The sequence below is a fragment of the Variovorax raffinosi genome (genome assembly GCF_051216615.1).
Lineage (GTDB): Bacteria > Pseudomonadota > Gammaproteobacteria > Burkholderiales > Burkholderiaceae_C > Variovorax.
Genome location: NZ_JBPJZR010000001.1, coordinates 1,053,068 through 1,069,118 on the forward strand (window position 1 = coordinate 1,053,068; position 16,051 = coordinate 1,069,118).

The following is a 16,051-nucleotide window of genomic DNA, read 5'->3' on the forward strand; positions in this document are numbered from 1 at the left end:
CAAGGAGTCCGAATGCCACGTCATCGTCCCGCACGGCTCGAACACATCGCAGGCATCGGCGTCGACCGCATGGGCGCCATCGCCGACGATGCAGACGGCGCGCCCTTTCTCCGGCTCGAGAACCTCGACGTCGACATCCCGCCCGACCCCGAAGCCATCGCGCGCACGGTACGCGCCGCATCGGAAGATGCGGACAACAGCTACCTGCCCTTCGTCGGCCAATCGCGCCTGCGCGAGGTGGCGGCACGGCATGTGTCTGCGCTCTCGGGCGTGGCCTACAGCGGCGCGCGCAACTGCGTGATCTCCGCCGGCGGACTCTCGGGCATCCTCAACGCACTGCTCGCGACGGTCGAGGTGGGCGACGAAGTGCTGGTGACCGACCCGACCTACGCTGGCCTGCTCAACCGCATCCGGCTGGCGGGCGGCACGCCGAAGTACGTGCCCTTCGGTTTCAACCCCGGGGGCGAATGGAAGCTCGACCGCACGGCGCTGCACGCTGCCGTCGGGCCGCGCGTGCGCGTGATGCTGCTGATGTCGCCGTCGATGCCGACGGGTGGCTACTTCGACGCAGACGACTGGCGCGCCATCGCCACGCTCTGCGTGCAGCACGACCTGACGCTCATCCTCGACACGGCCATGGAACGGCTGCTGTACGACGGCCGCAAGGTGATCCACCCCGCCGGCCTGCCCGGCATGGCGGAGCGCACGATCACGGTGGGCTCATCGGCCAAGGAGCTGCGCATGATCGGCTGGCGCGTGGGCTGGACCGTCGCGCCCGAGTCGTACATGCCCGACCTGGTGGCCGTGTCGCTCGCGAACGTGGTGGTGCCGGTGGGCATCGCGCAGGATGCGGTGGCGACGGCGCTCGAACAATCGGCGCACACGCTCGCGCCCTATGTGGGTGAGCTGGAGCGGCGACGGGACACTGTGCTCGGTGAACTGAAGGGCTTGCCGGTGGGTGTTCCGGCGGGTGGCTGGTCGCTGCTGCTGCGGGCCAGTGACTTCGGCATCGATGGGCAGACGCTGTCGGAGCGGCTGTTGAAGTCGCGCGTCTGCGCGACGGCGATGCAAGGCTGGGGGCAGATACATGGTGCGCAGTACCTGCGCTTCGTGTTTTCCAACGAGCCGGTGGAGCGGCTGCGCGGGCTGGGCGACAAGGTGCGCGCGGCGCTGGGTGCCTAGCGGCGACTCAGGAGAACAGGCGCTTCCAGAGACTCTTGCCCGTGGCAGCCGCTGGCGCAGCAGCCGCCGCTTCTTCCGCTGCCTGAAGCAGCTCGATCAGCCCCGGCACGCGCGGCTTCTTGAGCCGGCGCGCGTAGACGAGATAGCTTTCTTCGTCGTCACCGGTATAGAACTGAGGCGGCATCGGCAGCGACGGCATCGAGCCCAGCAGCATGCGCAGCGCGTCGAGTTGGTTCATGCGGATGGCGCTGGTGATCGCGGTTTCGCCCAGCGACGGAATGATCTCGTTGGCGCCCGCGAGGCCCCCATCGAGCAGCGGCCGGATGGCAGCCAGGTCGCCGGCAATGGCGGCCTCGCCCAGCGCATCGAGGGCGGCCAGCTTCTCCGGTGACAGGCTGGCCTTGTAGGCGTCGCTGCGCTTGTCGTTCTCGTCGCGCGCATCGCCGCCGGTCATCGTCATGAAATCGGTCACCAGCGCCACGGGCTCGCCGGCTGCATCGAGCGCCCAGAAGCTCGGGTAGCTGCCGTCGCCCCAGCCCGAACTGAAGATCAGGATGTTGTTTGCGGTGCCCGCCCCTTGCGGGTAATGGTTGGCAATGTCGGCCGTGCCCAGTTCCTCGGCGAGCACGTCGTCGTAGTAGTTGAAATGGACAGACTTTTCGGATTCGCGCGCCTCGCGCTCGGCCATGGCCTTCGCGGCATCGGCGTCCATGAAACAGCCTACGCCGGCATCGACGGGGTAGCCGAAGAACTCGTCGTCTCCGAGTCCCTCTGACGATTGCCCCTCGAGGAGCGCCGGCTCCCAGCGCAGATCGGCAACCTGCTGGCCACCTCGCTCACGCAGCCAAAGCACCGCCAGCGCATGCCGGCCCTTGTCGTGCAGCACCTCGACGGGAAATGCGCCGCGCCCGCTCACGCTGCGCGTGAACGCCTCGCGCTCGGGTTGCACCAACGGATCGCAGGCCACGATCCGGCCGCTTGTGATTTTCAGTACGCCGCAGGGCTGGCGATACAGATGACGCACGCTCAGTGCCTCATCGCCCTGGAAAACGGCTTGGAGATTATCGATGTCGAGATAGGCCATGCAACCAGTTTCGCATTCATTCGATGACAGCCGGCCACGCAGGCGCGTGGCTGCCCGGAGGCATCGACGGACGCGGCCACGCGGCGGGCGTGCGCGACAGCATCGCGCTGTGTCGCAACGCGGCCAGTTCGCCGAAGCCCGAGGCGGTGGTCTCGATGTGGGGCGCAAGGCTGGGCCGGGCGATGGAAAGCCCATCCGGCACACGCCCCAGGCCGCGCAGCCACTGGCCCGTCTGCGCCAGCGACACCTGCACATGCCAACTGCCGCCCTCTTGCTGCTGCCGCCAGAGCGCGGCGGCGGCACCGAAGGCGATCAGAGCGCCGGTGGCTTCGTCCAGGATCTGCATGGGCAACGGCTTCGGCTTGCCGTCGCCGGCCGCTTCGCCTTCGGCATGGTTGAAGCCCATGGCGGTCTGCACCAGCGAATCGAATCCGCGCCTGGCGGCCCAAGGCCCCTGCGTGCCGTAGGCCGTGAGTGACACGCACACGATGCCCGGCCGCTGCGCCGCCAATGCCGCAGGGCCGAAGCCCAGCGCGTCGATGCCGCCGGGCCGGTAGCCCTGCACGAAGACATGCGCGTCGCCGACTAGCCGCTGCAGTGCCGTACGCCCTTCGTCGGTTTGAAGATCGACATGCGCCGACAGCTTGCCCCGGCTTGTGTCGGCGATGGCCTCGATGTTCGGCAGGTTCGGTGAGTTGACCAGCAACACATCGGCGCCATAGGCCGCCAGCGCGCGACCACCAACCGGGCCCGCGAGGATGCGCGTGAGATCGAGCACGCGCAGCCCGCTCAGCGGGCGCTGGTCCTCGCGCAGCGGTGGCAGCGCCAGTGGCGGCGCGTCGCCGATGCGATCGATGGTGAAGAGCGGTTGCGCCGCGATGGCCTGCCCCTGCGGCGTGGCGTCCCATTCATCAAAACGCCGCAGCGCGGTCGCCACCAGTCCGCGAGCGGAGGCAGCATCTTCGAAGTCGATCGCGCGCCATCCGGCCATGGCCGCTTCGGCTTCCGCACGCGTGGCGGTGGCCGGATCCAGCCCCAGCAGGCGCAACGCGCCTTCGCGGTGGTGCGCGAAATTCGCATGCACGCGCACCCAGCCATCCGTGCAGCGATACAGCCCCGAGAAGGTGTCCCATGTCTCGGGCACGCGGCCATCGACGCTGAACCAGCCCGTGCATTCGAGCGCCGCATGCTGCATGTCGACGCCGACCTGCTGGCGCGGCGTGCCGCGCACGTGACCCAGCTCGCAGGCTGCCAGCGCGGCGGCCGCGATGGTGCTCTGCGCGGCCATGCCGACGGCGAAGGACGACGGCAGCACCGGGTCGGCACTCGTGAGCCGTGCGAACTGCAGGGCCTCGGCGGGAAGTTGGGCCCGCTGCCAGATACCGGCCAGCGCATCACTCGAATTCATTGCACACCTCCAAAGAAAAAAGCAGGGCCCGCTTTCGCTGCCCTGCCCTTTGTCGTCGTTGTATCGATCGCCTTACTGGATCAGCTTGGCACCCGTCTTGGCCTGCAGCGCATCGAAGCTCACGCCGGGCGCGAGTTCGATCACCTTCAGGCCCTCGGGCACCACGTCCATCACGGCCAGGTCGGTGATGATGCGGTCGACCACACCCACGCCGGTCAGCGGCAAGCTGCACTTTTCGAGGATCTTCAGGTCCTCGGTGCCGTCCTTCTTCTTGGCCACGTGTTCCATCAGCACGATCACGCGCTTCACGCCGGCCACGAGGTCCATGGCGCCGCCCATGCCCTTGACCATCTTGCCGGGGATCATCCAGTTCGCGAGGTCGCCCTTGGCGCTGACCTGCATGGCACCCAGGATCGACAGGTTGATCTTGCCGCCACGAATCATCGCGAAGCTGTCATGGCTGCCGAAGATGGCGCTGCCGGGCAGCGTGGTCACGGTCTGCTTGCCGGCGTTGATCAGGTCGGCGTCGACCTGGTCCTCGGTCGGGAACGGGCCGATGCCGAGCATGCCGTTCTCGCTCTGCAGCCAGACTTCCTTCGTGCCGGTGTGGTTGGCCACCAGCGTCGGGATGCCGATGCCGAGGTTGACGTAGAAGCCGTCTTCGAGTTCTTGGGCGGCACGGGCCGCCATCTGGTCTTGGGTCCAGGGCATCTCAGGCTCCTTCTTTCTTGTTGACGACCGTGGCGGGCGTTTCGCTGCCGGCTGCGGCGGCCTGGGCAATGGCGGTCTGGGCCTCGACCTTGGCGGCGACGGCATCGACCGATGCGCTCACGGTGCGCTTTTCAATGCGCTTTTCGGGGTTGGCGTTCAGCACGATGCGGTGCACGTAGATGCCCGGCAGGTGGATGTCGTCAGGGGCCAGCTCGCCCACTTCGACGATCTTCTCGACCTCGACGATGCAGACCTTGCCGGCCATGGCGGCGGCCGGGTTGAAGTTGCGCGCCGTCAGGCGAAAGCGCAGGTTGCCCGACTTGTCGGCCACGTCGGCCTTGACCAGCGCCACGTCGGGCACCAGCGAATGTTCCATGACGTAGGTTTCGCCGCCGAACTCGCGCAGCTCCTTGCCCTCAGCCACTTGCGTGCCGACGCCGGTCTTGGTGAAGAAGGCCGGGATGCCCGCGCCGCCGGCGCGCAGCTTTTCGGCCAGCGTGCCCTGGGGCGTGAACTCGAGCTGCAGTTCGCCCGCGAGGTACTGGCGCTCGAACTCCTTGTTCTCGCCCACGTACGACGCGATCATCTTCTTGATCTGGCGCGTCTCGAGCAGCTTGCCGAGGCCGAAGCCGTCGACGCCCGCGTTGTTCGAGATGACGGTGAGGTTCTGCACGTTGGTGTCCTTCAGCGCGTCGATCAGCGCTTCGGGAATGCCGCACAGGCCGAAGCCGCCGACCGCGAGCGTCTGCCCGTCGGCCACGACCCCCTTGAGTGCCGCGTCTGCGGAGGGATAAATCTTGTTCACTCGGGCTCCTTGATGGATGAATGGAGAGTGGTGGGAAAGCCTTCAACGATACTACCTACTCATATACGTAGTATTTCGTAATGGTGACACCCGATGCCCGAGATCGATTACCGGCTGGCTTTTGAACACGCACCTGTCGGCATGGTGGTTTCGAGCAACCGCACCATCGTCGCGTGCAATGCGCGCGTGTGCGAGATTTTCGGCGCAACGCCCTCTGCGCTGGTGGGGCATTCGTTCAGCATCCTGTACCCGAGCGTGGCCGAGTTCGAGCGCATCGGCAAGCGGATGGAGCCCTTTCTGAACGCCAGCGGCCACTACGCCGACAACCGCATGATGAAGCGGCTGGGCGGCCTGCACGGCGCGATCGCGGGCGAGACCTTCTGGTGCCACGTCACGGGCCACGCAATGAACCGTGCGGCGCCGCACGAGGCCGGCATCTGGACCTTCGAGGATCTGGGATCGCGCCGCGCGGACTCGGCGCAACTGACACCGCGCGAACGAGAAGTGGCGGCGCAGGTGATGCGCGGCCTGACCTCGAAGGAGATCGGCAAGGCGCTCGACATCAGCCATCGCACCGTCGAGTTGCATCGGGCTCGGTTGATGCGCAAGTACGCTGCTGCGACTACGGCTGAGCTGGTGCAGAAGCTGATTGCTGGGTAGTTCTGGGCGTTGTTGTTCTTCGGGGCAGGTTCATTCAGGGCGAGTGCGAATGACACCAGGAGCTCCCCTCCGCGAATGTCCCCCGCTTCGCTCCTCCTTTATTTCGCTGCGGGGAGCACCTGGTGTCATTCGCACAGGGGCACGCTGCTGGTGATCGCCGATCAACAACTGCTCTGCCCAACGCTTAAGAAGCGCCCCTGAGCACCATCTCCATCCGAATCATGTCCCGCAAAGGAATGCCGCCCTGCTTCGTCGCTTTGCCCCATCGGCGCACGAAGAAGTCGAAGTCCACACCGACGATGCGAAAGCCAAAGCGCTGGTAGAAGGCCAGCTCACGCAAGCTGCTGTTGCCGGTGCCGACTTCGAGCCGGTGCGCGCCGCGTTGCGTGGCAAGCGACTTCGCCTTCTTCAGCATCGCGGTGCCGATCCCCTGGCCCTTGCGCGCATCGGCCACGGCGATGTTCATGATTTCCCAGGTGTCGGCGCGGGTTTCCATCAAGACCATCTGGCCGACGACCTCACCGGCCTGCTCGACAAGCCATTGCTCGCCCCGTGCCAGGTACTTCTCGACCTCCGCGCGTGGACCGTCTGCATCGAACAGAAGCGTCCAGGGCACCGCATCGGCCGGCGTGGCCTTTCGCATCTTCAATCCGGTCATTCGTTCACTCCTTTTCATGCCCCCAATTCTGAGGTGGCCCCAAAAGTTCCAGGCCGATGCCGCCGGATCGTTGCGAAAACGGAAACGCCGTGTCCCCGAAAGCCCCGTGCCGACCTGCCGCTGGAAGCCTATCTTTGCAGTCATGCGAACAGACGGTTCGCAACCACTCAGGAGTTTGATATGTCCACACCTCTTCATTCCGAAAAGAACCTGCTGCAACCAGCCATCCTGTCGATGGCACAGGCCCGCGCATTGGCCACGCACCAGTTGCCCATGACGCTGACACTCGCGGCGATCATCCTGTCTGTGCTCGGCGTCAAGCCCTGACCATGGCTTGATCCACTCGGGTGCCCCGTGCCGCCGGCCTGTCAGTTGTGGCAGGCTCGGCGTTCTTCCATGGGCCATCCGACATGAACATCCCCTCCGGCATCCTCCCCTTCTGGACGCGGTTCCAGGCCGCCACCGGCGCCGACGCTTCCGCCCGTTTTTGCGAAGCCTTTCACTTCGACGACAACGAAGCCGGCGCCGTCGAACTTGCACGGCTCGTGTTGGACGGAAAGAAGCGCGGCACCGCCAGCCTCGAATGGTCATTCGCAGTCACCGGCAGGCCGCGGCCCAAGCCCGGTGACCTGAGCGTGGTGACCGACTGGCAAGGCAAGCCCCTGTGCGTGATCGAAACCCGCAGCGTGGTGGTCATGCCCTTCGATGAAGTCGGCGAAGACTTCGCAGCCATCGAGGCCGAAGGCGACGGCTCGTTGCGCTACTGGCGGGAAGGCCACTGGGAATACTTCAGCGGTGAATGCGAACGCATCGGCAAGAAGCCCGACCTGCGCATGCCGGTGTTGTGCGAGCAGTTCGAGGTCGTCTACCAGGAAGACTGAAAGGGCAGGCTCCTGCGTTCTCCCGATATGCTGTGGCTGCGAGCCACCAGTCCTCGCGAGAACAACATGAAGAAAAAAACCTGCCTTTCCGCACTGGCCGCTGCATTGCTGCTGCTCGCCGGATGCACCAACCAGAACGTCTATCCCTCCCCCGCCCTGGCAGGCGCCGGCGGCATCGTCAACAAGATCGACGACAAGCACTACTTCGTCGCCGAGCCGGACAAGGGCAACCCCTGCGCCGCGCCCAACATTCACTACGTCGATCAGGTCGCGAGATCGCGCCAGCTCGCGATCGACTGGGACACCGTCAAGGGCTACACCCTGCCGGGCGATCGCCGGGAGAAGTTGGCACGCAGCATCCGGGCCGCGCAGCCCACCTGCCCCAAGCCGTACCGGATCGAGTCGCAGAACATCATCCGGACTTACGAAGGCACGAAGACGCTCGAAGCCCGGGGGTTCGTGCTGTACTGGCTCGAAGGCGATGTCATTCACTTCAAGGCCTTGCAGTTCAGTGCCGAGCGGGACGGCAGCGTGGGTACGAAGTTGTCCGTTCCCTACGTGCTCGACTTCCGGTACTGGGACGAACTGAACCCCAATGCGGACCGCGACGCCCCCGAAAAGGGCGAGGCCTACCGGGGCCCGGTCGCCGCGCCGCAGGTCGTCTACCGGATCGACGACAACCGCTACTTCGAGTTCGTGCCACGGCAGTCCTACTTCTGCATCACGGGCACGCTGATGTATGTGGACCGGCAACAAGACATCCGCACCAAGGTCGAGGACTGGGGCCGCAACGAGTACTCCGGCAGGGACAACCGCCTCGTCGTCGACGCCGCCAACACCCGCTATCTGCTCGCGCCGTGGCGAGACAACATATCGGGCGTTTCCTCTGGCGGCGGCGGCGCCCGGACCCATCTGTCCTACTCGGCCGACGGCGGCAGGACATGGCAATCCAGAAGCCCGACCGGACGGGGTGGTCGCATGGCCTACATCCACGATGACAACCTCTACCTGGTGCTCGATGACGAAGCCTGGATCGCGAACCTCCCCACGCCGGAAATTCCGGGATGGAATTGGGAGAAGAACTGGGCAAAGTTCAAATTGAAAGAGCGCTCGCTTCCTGCCGTCGGCAAGTGGCCCATCGACAAGCAGTTTCATTGCAAGGGCAATGGCAACGAATGAACGGGCCCAGCGAACGACCCGGCCGACAAACGCCCTCCCACTTCAACCACACGCCTTGCCGGTCGCCGGCCCTCATGCCCTTGAAAAATCGTCTCGCGACCGCCGCCATCATCCTGGCGGCCGTCATGCTCAGCGCCTGCTCCACCGTGGTCCGAACCGTCAATGACGGCCTGGAGTATTCGTACGTCGTGGCCCATCCCATCCGGGGCCCCGAATATGTTCTGAGCGACCTCGGCGGCGAGCGGTATCTGCTGGCACAGCAATCCCTCGACTATCGCGGCCAGATGTCGAAGGACATCCGCTACTTCGATCGCCGCACGGGCGTGCTGACGCCGATGGGGAGACTGTTCCTGAACAGCGGGGACAACATCCCCATCGGCTACTCGAGCGATGACCCCGAAGTCGTGGTCTTTCTTGAAAATGGCATCTCGCGCGACCTGCAGAAAGAGTGCCTTCGCGCCTCGACGCTGGAAGAAAGAAAAAAGACCCACTGCAACTACATCCGCGTCGAGTTGTCGATGGATGGCGGCAGGTCATTTGCCTTGAGGCATGTAGAAATTCCAACGCTCGTGAACGCCACCAACAGCGAAAACAATTTCGCGTTTGCAGAAGTTCGCAACCAAATGCTCTATGTGGGCATCAGGGCCAACAACGGCGACAGCCGGCACACGGAGGTCGCACTCAGTCGCCTGTTGACACGCCCGGGGTACTACGGCGTCATTGTTGCGGCACCACTGCCTCCGAAGAGCAGCGAGCCCACCCCTCGCATCAACAATCCACGCCTCACCGCGGATCGGTTGACCGGCAAGACATTGCTGGACTACCCCGTCCCGTCGGTGAGAAACACCATGCGCGCGACGCCAAAGTCCCTCGATCTGCAATACGGCATCGCCATCCACGCGAGCGAAAGACGCAAGTACGTGGATGGGCTGAGGGCCGACTATCCGGAATGGGCCAAACGGCAAAAACTGGACATTCCCGAAGACCCCCGGGAAGAAAACGCCGACGAACGAAAGAAGCGCGCCGCAGCCTTGCCTGCATGGCGCGACGACCCCATCGAGTGGATTCGTTTCGGCGAAGGCGGTTGAAGCCATGAGAGAAGTCGTTCCCATCGAACAGGATCACCGCGCGCGTGCGATCAAAGTGCTCGAAGGCCCGCTCGACAACTTCCGCGTTGCCGTCACCACGTCGATGGACATCGGCCGCGTGCGGTTCGGCCTCGAAGGCATCGTGGTGGACGCCCGCCTGCGCGAGCAGAACACCACGCCCGAAATTCTTCAAGCTCTGGCCGAGCAGCACACGCCGGTCGTGGCCGGTGTTTTCGAGATGCGCGACGGCACGCACACACTCGACTGGCTGCTGCCGCAAGGCGCACAGCAACCCATCGCGCCCGACCCGCCGCAGGTGCGCACCGAAAAAGAATGGCGCTCGCTGCCCCGTGCACTGCGGTGGGCCACGGCCAGTGGACTGATCGGGGCCGTCGCGATTTTCCTGGGATTCACGATCACGTCTGCCTGGAATTTTCCGCTCCTGATCGTCGGCGCCCTGGCCGTGGCGACCTTGATGTTCTCGCTGTTCCAGATCGCCTTTTCCTTCGGCGCCCTTTGGGAGGGCTTCCGCCGCAGGCACACCTATCAATTGATGGCGTCGCTGATGGCGAAGTACTGCGGAGCGCAAGCTCATGGCCGATGAACTGCCCGACATCCAGCGCGTCGAAGGACGACTGAAGAAGCTGACAGCAAAGTCGCTCTACAGGCGCGGCAATGCCTACAGCTTCGATGTCGATGGCCAATCGATGTGGTTCTGCACCAGCGAGCGCTCGTGGCAACCGAGCGCGCCCTTCCTGGCCGAAGGGGACCGCGTCGAGCTGGCCGTGCTGAATGCGCCACTCACGCCCACCGGCGAGCGCCGGGTGTACGCCTTGCGCAACCTCGAAGACGACTGTGTCTATGTCGCGCACTTCACCTGGCAAGGCAATTCGGCGCCCTACGCCGCGACACGCATCCCGCCCGGAAGCGAACACCGCTACGTCCTGGCACTGACCGCCCTGTTGCTTGCCCTTCTCGTCATAGGCGCCTGCATTGGCGCGACGGCGGGAAGAACAAGCCAGCCGACGCCCTGGCTCTTTCTGGGCAGCCTGTGCGTCGGCACATGGCTGCTCTTCGCGGTTCCGCTGTACGCCATTCGCTGGCGCTGGAAAGCCGGGTTCCCCACACGCAGGCAACGCGTCATGCAGGCCGTCTATCGATGCCTGGACCTGGGCTCGCCGCTGTCGCCGAAGAGGCCCGTTCAGGCCGTATAGCGGGCAGCAAGAGGGCCGACGTCAATCGGGCTTGATGTCCGCCGCCTTGATCACCTTCGACCATGTCGCCAGTTCCTGATCGACAAACTTGCCCAGCGTCGCCGAGTCCATGTAAGTCGCGAAGGCGCCCTGCTCGTCCACCTTCTTGCGGAACGACTCGCTCTCGACGATCTTCTTGATCTCGGCACTCAGCTTGCTGACGATCTCTGGCGGCGTCTTCGCCGGTGCGAACACCGCGAACCACGACTCCACCTCATAGCCCGGCAGCCCCGCCTCGGCCGAGGTCGGCACGTTCGGCATCGACGGATGCCGCTTGCTGCCCGTGTACGCCAGCGCCTTGATGCGCCCGCCGGCAAAGTGGCCGATGACCGAGGGCGGCGTGGTGATGAACATGTCGACGTTGCCCGAGATCAGGTCATTGATCGCCGGGCCCGAGCCCTTGTAGGGCACGTGCGTCATCGGCTGCTTCGTCTGGCGCGACAGCAGCTCGCCGGCGATGTGCTGTATCGATCCGTTGCCCGACGATGCGAAGAAGAGACCGCCCTCCTTCTTCTTGCCGTACTCGATCAGCTCCTTCATCGAAGTCACCGGCAGCTTGCCGCTCACGGCGACGACGTGCGGCGCACGCATCACCATCGCGACCGGCACGAAGTCCCTGGTGGGGCTCCACTTGATCTGCGGAAAGAGCGCGGGATTGCCCACGTGGTAGCCCGAGTACTGCATCAGCAGCGTGTAGCCGTCGGGCGCGGCGCGCGCCACGAACTCGGTGCCGATGTTGCCGCTGGCCCCGGGCTTGTTCTCGATCACGATGGGCTGGCCCAGCGCGCGCTGCAAGGGGTCACTGACCAGCCGCGCCATGATGTCGGTGGAGCCCGCGGGCGCGGTCGGCACGATGAAGGTGATCGGTTTCGAGGGCCAGGTGTCGGCGCTTGACGCAGAGGCGGCCAGCACAAGGCAGACCGCGAGAAGGCGGTGAACAGGTTTCATGGTTTGTCTCCGGTTTTTTATATTGACTGTCTTCGGGCTGCGCGCTTCAGGGCGCCAGCTCCGATATCTCGATGAGATTCAGGTCGGGGTCGCGCACATAGACCGAGCGGATGCGCGAGGTGGCCCCCGTTCGCATCACCGGCCCTTCGATGATCGGCACGCCCAGGCCTTCGAGGCGCGAGACGACTTCATCGAGCGGCACGCTGGCTATGAAGCACAGGTCCAGCGAGCCCGGCGTCGGCAGTTGCGCCTTGGGCTCGAACTCGTGCCCCTTCACATGCAGGTTGATCTTCTGCTGGCCGAAGCGGAAGGCCCTGCGCCCGGCGCCGAAGCTCTCCAGCGTCATGCCCATCACGTCGACATAGAAACGGATGCAGGCGTCCTCGTGGGCGGTGGTCAGCACCAGGTGGTCCAGATGATCGATCATGCGTGTGGCTCCTTGTGTTCTCGCGCCTGGGCCCGAGCGACGATGTCGTTGAAATCCTGTGACGGTGCGTGCCGCGTCAGCCGATGGCCCGAGCGTGAAACCTGGCTCGACAACCCGTGCTGCACCAACGACTCCAGTTCTGCGGCAGCCACAATCAATCCGTCCAGGTCCATGCCGGTGTCGTAGCCCATGCACTGCAGCATGTGCACCACGTCCTCCGTCGCGACATTGCCGGTGGCACCCGGCGCGTAGGGACAGCCGCCGATGCCGCCCAGCGACATGTCGAGCCGCCGGATGCCCGCCTCGACTGCGGCCACCGTGTTCACAAGGCCCATGCCGCGCGTGTTGTGAAAGTGCGCCGTCCACGCCAGCGCCGGCCATCGTGCGATCACGGCCTCGCAGACCGTTTGCACCTGCGTCGGGTACGCCATGCCGGTCGTGTCGCACAGCGTGATGCCCTGCACTTGCAGCGCGGCGAAGCGGTCGATCCAGCCGAGCACAGCGGCCAACGGCACTTCGCCCTCCATCGGGCAGCCGAACACGCAGGACAGCGAAACGTTCACCGGCACGCCGGCCTGCTTCGCCAATGCGATGACTCCGGCCAGTTGCGCGAACGACTGCTCGCGCGTCATGCGCAGGTTGGCAAGGTTGTGCGTCTCGCTCACCGACATGACGATGTTGAATTCGTCGATGCGGCTTTCGAGCGCGCGTTCGGCCCCGCGCAGGTTCGGCACCAGCGCGGTGTAGACCACACCCGGGCGGCGGGCGATGCGCTGCATCACCTCTTCGCCGTCGCGCAGCGCGGGGATCGCCTTGGCCGAGGTGAACGAGGTGACCTCCAGCTTGGCGTAGCCGAGCGCGCTCAACCTGTCGATCAGCGCGATCTTGTCGTTGGTGGGGATGAAGCGGCTTTCCATCTGGAAGCCGTCGCGCGTGGCCACCTCATTGATGAAGAGCCGCGTGCCTTTTCCTGTTTTCATGCGGCCTTGCTTTCGGTGCGGCGCGCGGGCCAGCCCGTGCCTTGAAGATCGCCGCTGTGCTCACCCAGCCTGGGTGCGGCATGCGCGATGCGGCCGGGCGTGGCGCTGAGCTTGGGCACCACGCCCGGCACCTTGAGCAGGCGGCCATCGGAGCCTCGCGCCTCGACGATCATCTCGCGCGCCAGGTACTGCGGGTCCGTCGCGATGTCGGCGACCGTGTAGATGCGCCCCGCCGGCACGCCGGCCGCATCGAGCACGGCCAGCGCCTCGTCGCGGCTGCGCTGCAAGGTCCAGGCTTCGATGGCGGCGTCGATCTCTTCCACCCGCAGCACACGCCCGTCGTTGTGCACCAGTTGCGGGTCGCTCTCCAGGTCCGTGCGGCCGATGGCGCGCATCAGGCGGCGAAAGATGCTGTCGCCATTTCCAGCCACCAGCACATAGTGGCCGTCGTTGCAGCGGTAGGCGTTGGTCGGTGCGATGCCGGGCAGCGCGCTGCCGGCGCGCTCGCGCACGGCACCGAAGGCGTCGTACTCGGGCAGCAGGCTTTCCATCACGTTGAAAACCGACTCGTAGAGCGCCACGTCGATGAACTGGCCTTCGCCGCCATGCGCGGTGCGGTGGTGCAGCGCCGTCAGCACGCCGATCACGCCATGCAGCGCCGCCAGCGTGTCGCCCAGCGACACGCCCACGCGCACCGGCACCCGCCCCGGTTCGCCGCTGAGGTAGCGCAGCCCACCCATCGATTCGCCGAGCACGCCGAAGCCCGGCTTGTCGCGGTAGGGCCCGGTCTGCCCATAGCCCGAGATGCGCAGCATGATGAGCCGCGGGTTGAGCGCATGCAGTTGCTCCCAGCCCAGACCCCAGCCTTCGAGCGTGCCGGGCTTGAAGTTCTCGATCAGCACGTCGGCTTCGAGCGCCAGTGCGCGCACGGCCTCTTGCCCTTCGGTGCTGCGCAGGTCGAGGCACACCGAACGCTTGTTGCGCGACTGCACCTCCCACCACACCGAGCTGCCGTCGCGCAGCAGCCGCCATTTGCGCAGCGGGTCGCCAACGCCGGCCGGCTCGACCTTGATCACGTCGGCGCCGAACTCCGCCAGCGTCTTGCCGGCGAACGGGCCGGCAATGAGCTGGCCCAGCTCCAACACCTTCAGTCCTTCGAGTGCATTCATGTCCGCGTCTGTCTCCATGTGGGTTGCCCCCACTCTAGAAACAGATCGCGACGAACGGAATTGCTTTGATGGCAGCAGGTCTTCGCGAAACGCGAAGACCCGTGCGCGCCCGGCTACTACTTCTTCTTCGGTGGCGCGAGCCGGGTTGCCGCTGCGGCAACAGGCGCATCAGGTGCCTTGACCCATCCGCGCAGCAGCACGCCCATGAAGAGGCCGGCCGCGAAGATCGCCCAGTACACCCAGGTCGGCATGTTCTCCACGCCGCTGTGCATGTTCATGCCGAAGGCGGCGCCAATCGCCATCAGCGGAAAGGTCAGCGCCGCAATGGTGTTGAGCTTGTGCTGCGCGCGGCTGACCTCCATGGCCGCGCGCGCCTGCGACTCGGCCGCATGCGCGAGCCGGTAGTCGAGCGACATGCGGGTGTCGGCCAGCAGCAGTTCGAGGCCGCGCCCGATCTCCACCGCACGGTCGCGCAGGTCGGTCACCAATGCATCGCCCGGCACGGCCTCGCGTGCCGCCTGTAGCGTGGCCTGCAGGTTCAGCGCCGCGCGCAACAGCGGGATCAGCGGCCCGAGGATCTGGAACAGCGCCTCCGAGGTCTCGGCGGCCTCGTGCCGGATCTCGAAGGTGCTCAGCGCCGCGCGATAGCTTTCGAGCAGCTTGCCGAAAGCCTTGTCGCCGGGGTTGTTGCCCTTGTGCAGCCAGGTGCCGTCGGGCTTGCGCAGGAACACGGCCGGCTTGCGCTCCGCGCCGGTGCCGGTGGGCGGCTCGTGCAGGATCACCATCAGGTGGTTCTGCTCGTGAATGACGCGCTGCGCGCCGTAGCTGGAGGTGCCCAGCCGCTGCTGCAGCTCGGGCGGCAGTTCCCAGTCGTAGTCGATTCGTCTTGTCATCGCGAGGCCTGCAGCTCTTTCCACAAGGTGTCGAATTCGTCGGCGAAGCGGCGCACGAGCGGCGGGTCGTTGCTCAGCACCAGGTTCTCTTCGTTGTAGTCGCTGGCGCTTCGCGTCCAGTTGTAGCTGCCGTTGAGCAGCCGGGCGCCATCGAAGATCGCGAACTTGTGGTGCATGTGGGCATCGGTGCGGTCCACCGCCACCGGAATGCCGGCGGCGCGAAGCTGGCCGATGTCGCTGCCCAGGTCGAACTCCTTGTCGTTGTCCGAGATCACGCGCAGCGACACGCCGCGCCGGTGCGCGGCCAGGATCTCGGCGGTGATGCGGTCGTCCGACAGCGTGAACACGCACAGGTCGATCGCACGGCGCGCCGACCTCAGTTGCTGGTTGATCGCCTGCAGGCAGGCGGTTCCCGGGCTGAAGAAGGCCTGAGAACGCACCGCCACGTTGTCGGGCGAGCGGCCGGTGTCGATGGCGCGCACCACGCCTTCGAGCCACTTGAGCAGGGACAGTTGCTCCGGATCGGCGGTGCGGGCGCGCACCAGGTCGAAGGCGCGGTTGCGAAGCTGGCGCAGCCCGTCTTCGGGCGGCGAGGCTTCGCGCAGCGTGTGCACCAGCACGCGACGCTCGTCGTCGCTCAGGCGCGCGTCGGCCATGGTGGCGTCGAGCTGTGCCAGCAGCTCGGGCAGCGCGGCCTGCGGTTCGGGGGAAGGTACGGCGGCCAT

Annotated in this window: 19 protein-coding genes; 8 read left to right on the plus strand and 11 right to left on the minus strand. The window is 65.7% G+C overall.

Features of this window, described 5'->3' with window-relative positions:
* The first annotated feature begins 12 nt into the window (after positions 1–12).
* Complete coding sequence (locus tag ACSFB7_RS04995) at positions 13–1,182, plus strand: pyridoxal phosphate-dependent aminotransferase (protein ID WP_435467620.1); 1,170 nt, start codon at positions 13–15, stop codon at positions 1,180–1,182.
* Positions 1,183–1,189: 7 nt separating this feature from the next.
* Here ACSFB7_RS04995 and ACSFB7_RS05000 read toward each other — a convergent pair whose 3' ends face one another.
* The 4 genes from ACSFB7_RS05000 to ACSFB7_RS05015 form a co-directional block, all read right to left on the minus strand.
* Positions 1,190–2,266, minus strand: a complete 1,077-nt coding sequence (locus tag ACSFB7_RS05000) for a DUF4241 domain-containing protein (protein WP_435467622.1) — start codon at positions 2,264–2,266, stop codon at positions 1,190–1,192.
* Positions 2,267–2,282: 16 nt separating this feature from the next.
* Positions 2,283–3,674 (minus strand): CoA transferase, encoded by a 1,392-nt coding sequence (locus tag ACSFB7_RS05005; protein ID WP_435467624.1) that lies wholly within the window; start codon positions 3,672–3,674, stop codon positions 2,283–2,285.
* 72 nt (positions 3,675–3,746) lie between these two features.
* Positions 3,747–4,385 carry a 3-oxoacid CoA-transferase subunit B gene (locus ACSFB7_RS05010; protein ID WP_435467626.1) on the minus strand — a complete coding sequence of 213 codons (639 nt, stop codon included), beginning with the start codon at positions 4,383–4,385 and terminating at the stop codon, positions 3,747–3,749.
* 1 nt (position 4,386) lies between these two features.
* Positions 4,387–5,190 carry a CoA transferase subunit A gene (locus ACSFB7_RS05015; RefSeq protein WP_435467628.1) on the minus strand — a complete coding sequence of 268 codons (804 nt, stop codon included), beginning with the start codon at positions 5,188–5,190 and terminating at the stop codon, positions 4,387–4,389.
* Between the two features lie 93 nt (positions 5,191–5,283).
* Here ACSFB7_RS05015 and ACSFB7_RS05020 point away from each other — a divergent pair, with 93 nt between their 5' ends.
* Positions 5,284–5,850: a LuxR C-terminal-related transcriptional regulator gene (locus tag ACSFB7_RS05020; protein ID WP_435467630.1), complete on the plus strand. Its 567-nt coding sequence runs from the start codon at positions 5,284–5,286 to the stop codon at positions 5,848–5,850.
* Positions 5,851–6,034: 184 nt separating this feature from the next.
* Here ACSFB7_RS05020 and ACSFB7_RS05025 read toward each other — a convergent pair whose 3' ends face one another.
* The gene (locus ACSFB7_RS05025) at positions 6,035–6,508 is read right to left on the minus strand and encodes a GNAT family N-acetyltransferase (RefSeq protein ID WP_435467632.1); all 474 of its coding nucleotides are present in this window, start codon (positions 6,506–6,508) and stop codon (positions 6,035–6,037) included.
* Between the two features lie 180 nt (positions 6,509–6,688).
* Here ACSFB7_RS05025 and ACSFB7_RS05030 point away from each other — a divergent pair, with 180 nt between their 5' ends.
* The 6 genes from ACSFB7_RS05030 (at position 6,689) to ACSFB7_RS05055 (ending at position 10,870) form a co-directional block, all read left to right on the plus strand.
* Entirely contained in the window at positions 6,689–6,835 is a 147-nt protein-coding gene (locus ACSFB7_RS05030; protein ID WP_394476943.1) for a hypothetical protein, read from the plus strand.
* An 83-nt stretch (positions 6,836–6,918) separates the two neighbouring features.
* The gene (locus ACSFB7_RS05035; RefSeq protein WP_435467634.1) at positions 6,919–7,389 is read left to right on the plus strand and encodes an ASCH domain-containing protein; all 471 of its coding nucleotides are present in this window, start codon (positions 6,919–6,921) and stop codon (positions 7,387–7,389) included.
* A 66-nt stretch (positions 7,390–7,455) separates the two neighbouring features.
* The gene (locus ACSFB7_RS05040) at positions 7,456–8,568 is read left to right on the plus strand and encodes a T6SS immunity protein Tli3 family protein (protein WP_435467636.1); all 1,113 of its coding nucleotides are present in this window, start codon (positions 7,456–7,458) and stop codon (positions 8,566–8,568) included.
* A gap of 80 nt (positions 8,569–8,648) precedes the next feature.
* Positions 8,649–9,656, plus strand: a complete 1,008-nt coding sequence (locus ACSFB7_RS05045; RefSeq protein WP_435467638.1) for a hypothetical protein — start codon at positions 8,649–8,651, stop codon at positions 9,654–9,656.
* Between the two features lie 4 nt (positions 9,657–9,660).
* Positions 9,661–10,260, plus strand: a complete 600-nt coding sequence (locus ACSFB7_RS05050; protein WP_435467640.1) for a hypothetical protein — start codon at positions 9,661–9,663, stop codon at positions 10,258–10,260.
* Positions 10,250–10,870: a hypothetical protein gene (locus ACSFB7_RS05055; protein WP_435467642.1), complete on the plus strand. Its 621-nt coding sequence runs from the start codon at positions 10,250–10,252 to the stop codon at positions 10,868–10,870. Before ACSFB7_RS05050 ends, ACSFB7_RS05055 begins: the two co-directional genes overlap by 11 nt.
* A 21-nt stretch (positions 10,871–10,891) precedes the next feature.
* Here the strand turns inward: ACSFB7_RS05055 and ACSFB7_RS05060 are convergent, their stop codons facing one another.
* The 6 genes from ACSFB7_RS05060 to ACSFB7_RS05085 all read right to left on the minus strand — a co-directional run bounded on the left by ACSFB7_RS05060 (position 10,892) and on the right by ACSFB7_RS05085 (position 16,051).
* On the minus strand, positions 10,892–11,857 hold the full coding sequence (locus ACSFB7_RS05060; protein ID WP_435467644.1) for a Bug family tripartite tricarboxylate transporter substrate binding protein: 966 nt from the start codon (positions 11,855–11,857) through the stop codon (positions 10,892–10,894).
* A 46-nt stretch (positions 11,858–11,903) separates the two neighbouring features.
* On the minus strand, positions 11,904–12,284 hold the full coding sequence (locus tag ACSFB7_RS05065) for a VOC family protein (RefSeq protein WP_435467646.1): 381 nt from the start codon (positions 12,282–12,284) through the stop codon (positions 11,904–11,906).
* Positions 12,281–13,264: a hydroxymethylglutaryl-CoA lyase gene (locus tag ACSFB7_RS05070; protein WP_435467648.1), complete on the minus strand. Its 984-nt coding sequence runs from the start codon at positions 13,262–13,264 to the stop codon at positions 12,281–12,283. The genes ACSFB7_RS05065 and ACSFB7_RS05070 overlap by 4 nt, the downstream gene beginning before the upstream one ends.
* A complete protein-coding gene (locus tag ACSFB7_RS05075; RefSeq protein WP_435467650.1) occupies positions 13,261–14,433 on the minus strand; it encodes a CaiB/BaiF CoA transferase family protein in 1,173 nt (390 codons plus the stop codon). Before ACSFB7_RS05075 ends, ACSFB7_RS05070 begins: the two co-directional genes overlap by 4 nt.
* Positions 14,434–14,549: 116 nt before the next feature.
* Entirely contained in the window at positions 14,550–15,326 is a 777-nt protein-coding gene (locus ACSFB7_RS05080) for a magnesium transporter CorA family protein (protein ID WP_435467651.1), read from the minus strand.
* Entirely contained in the window at positions 15,323–16,051 is a 729-nt protein-coding gene (locus tag ACSFB7_RS05085) for a phospholipase D-like domain-containing protein (RefSeq protein ID WP_435467653.1), read from the minus strand. The genes ACSFB7_RS05080 and ACSFB7_RS05085 overlap by 4 nt, the downstream gene beginning before the upstream one ends.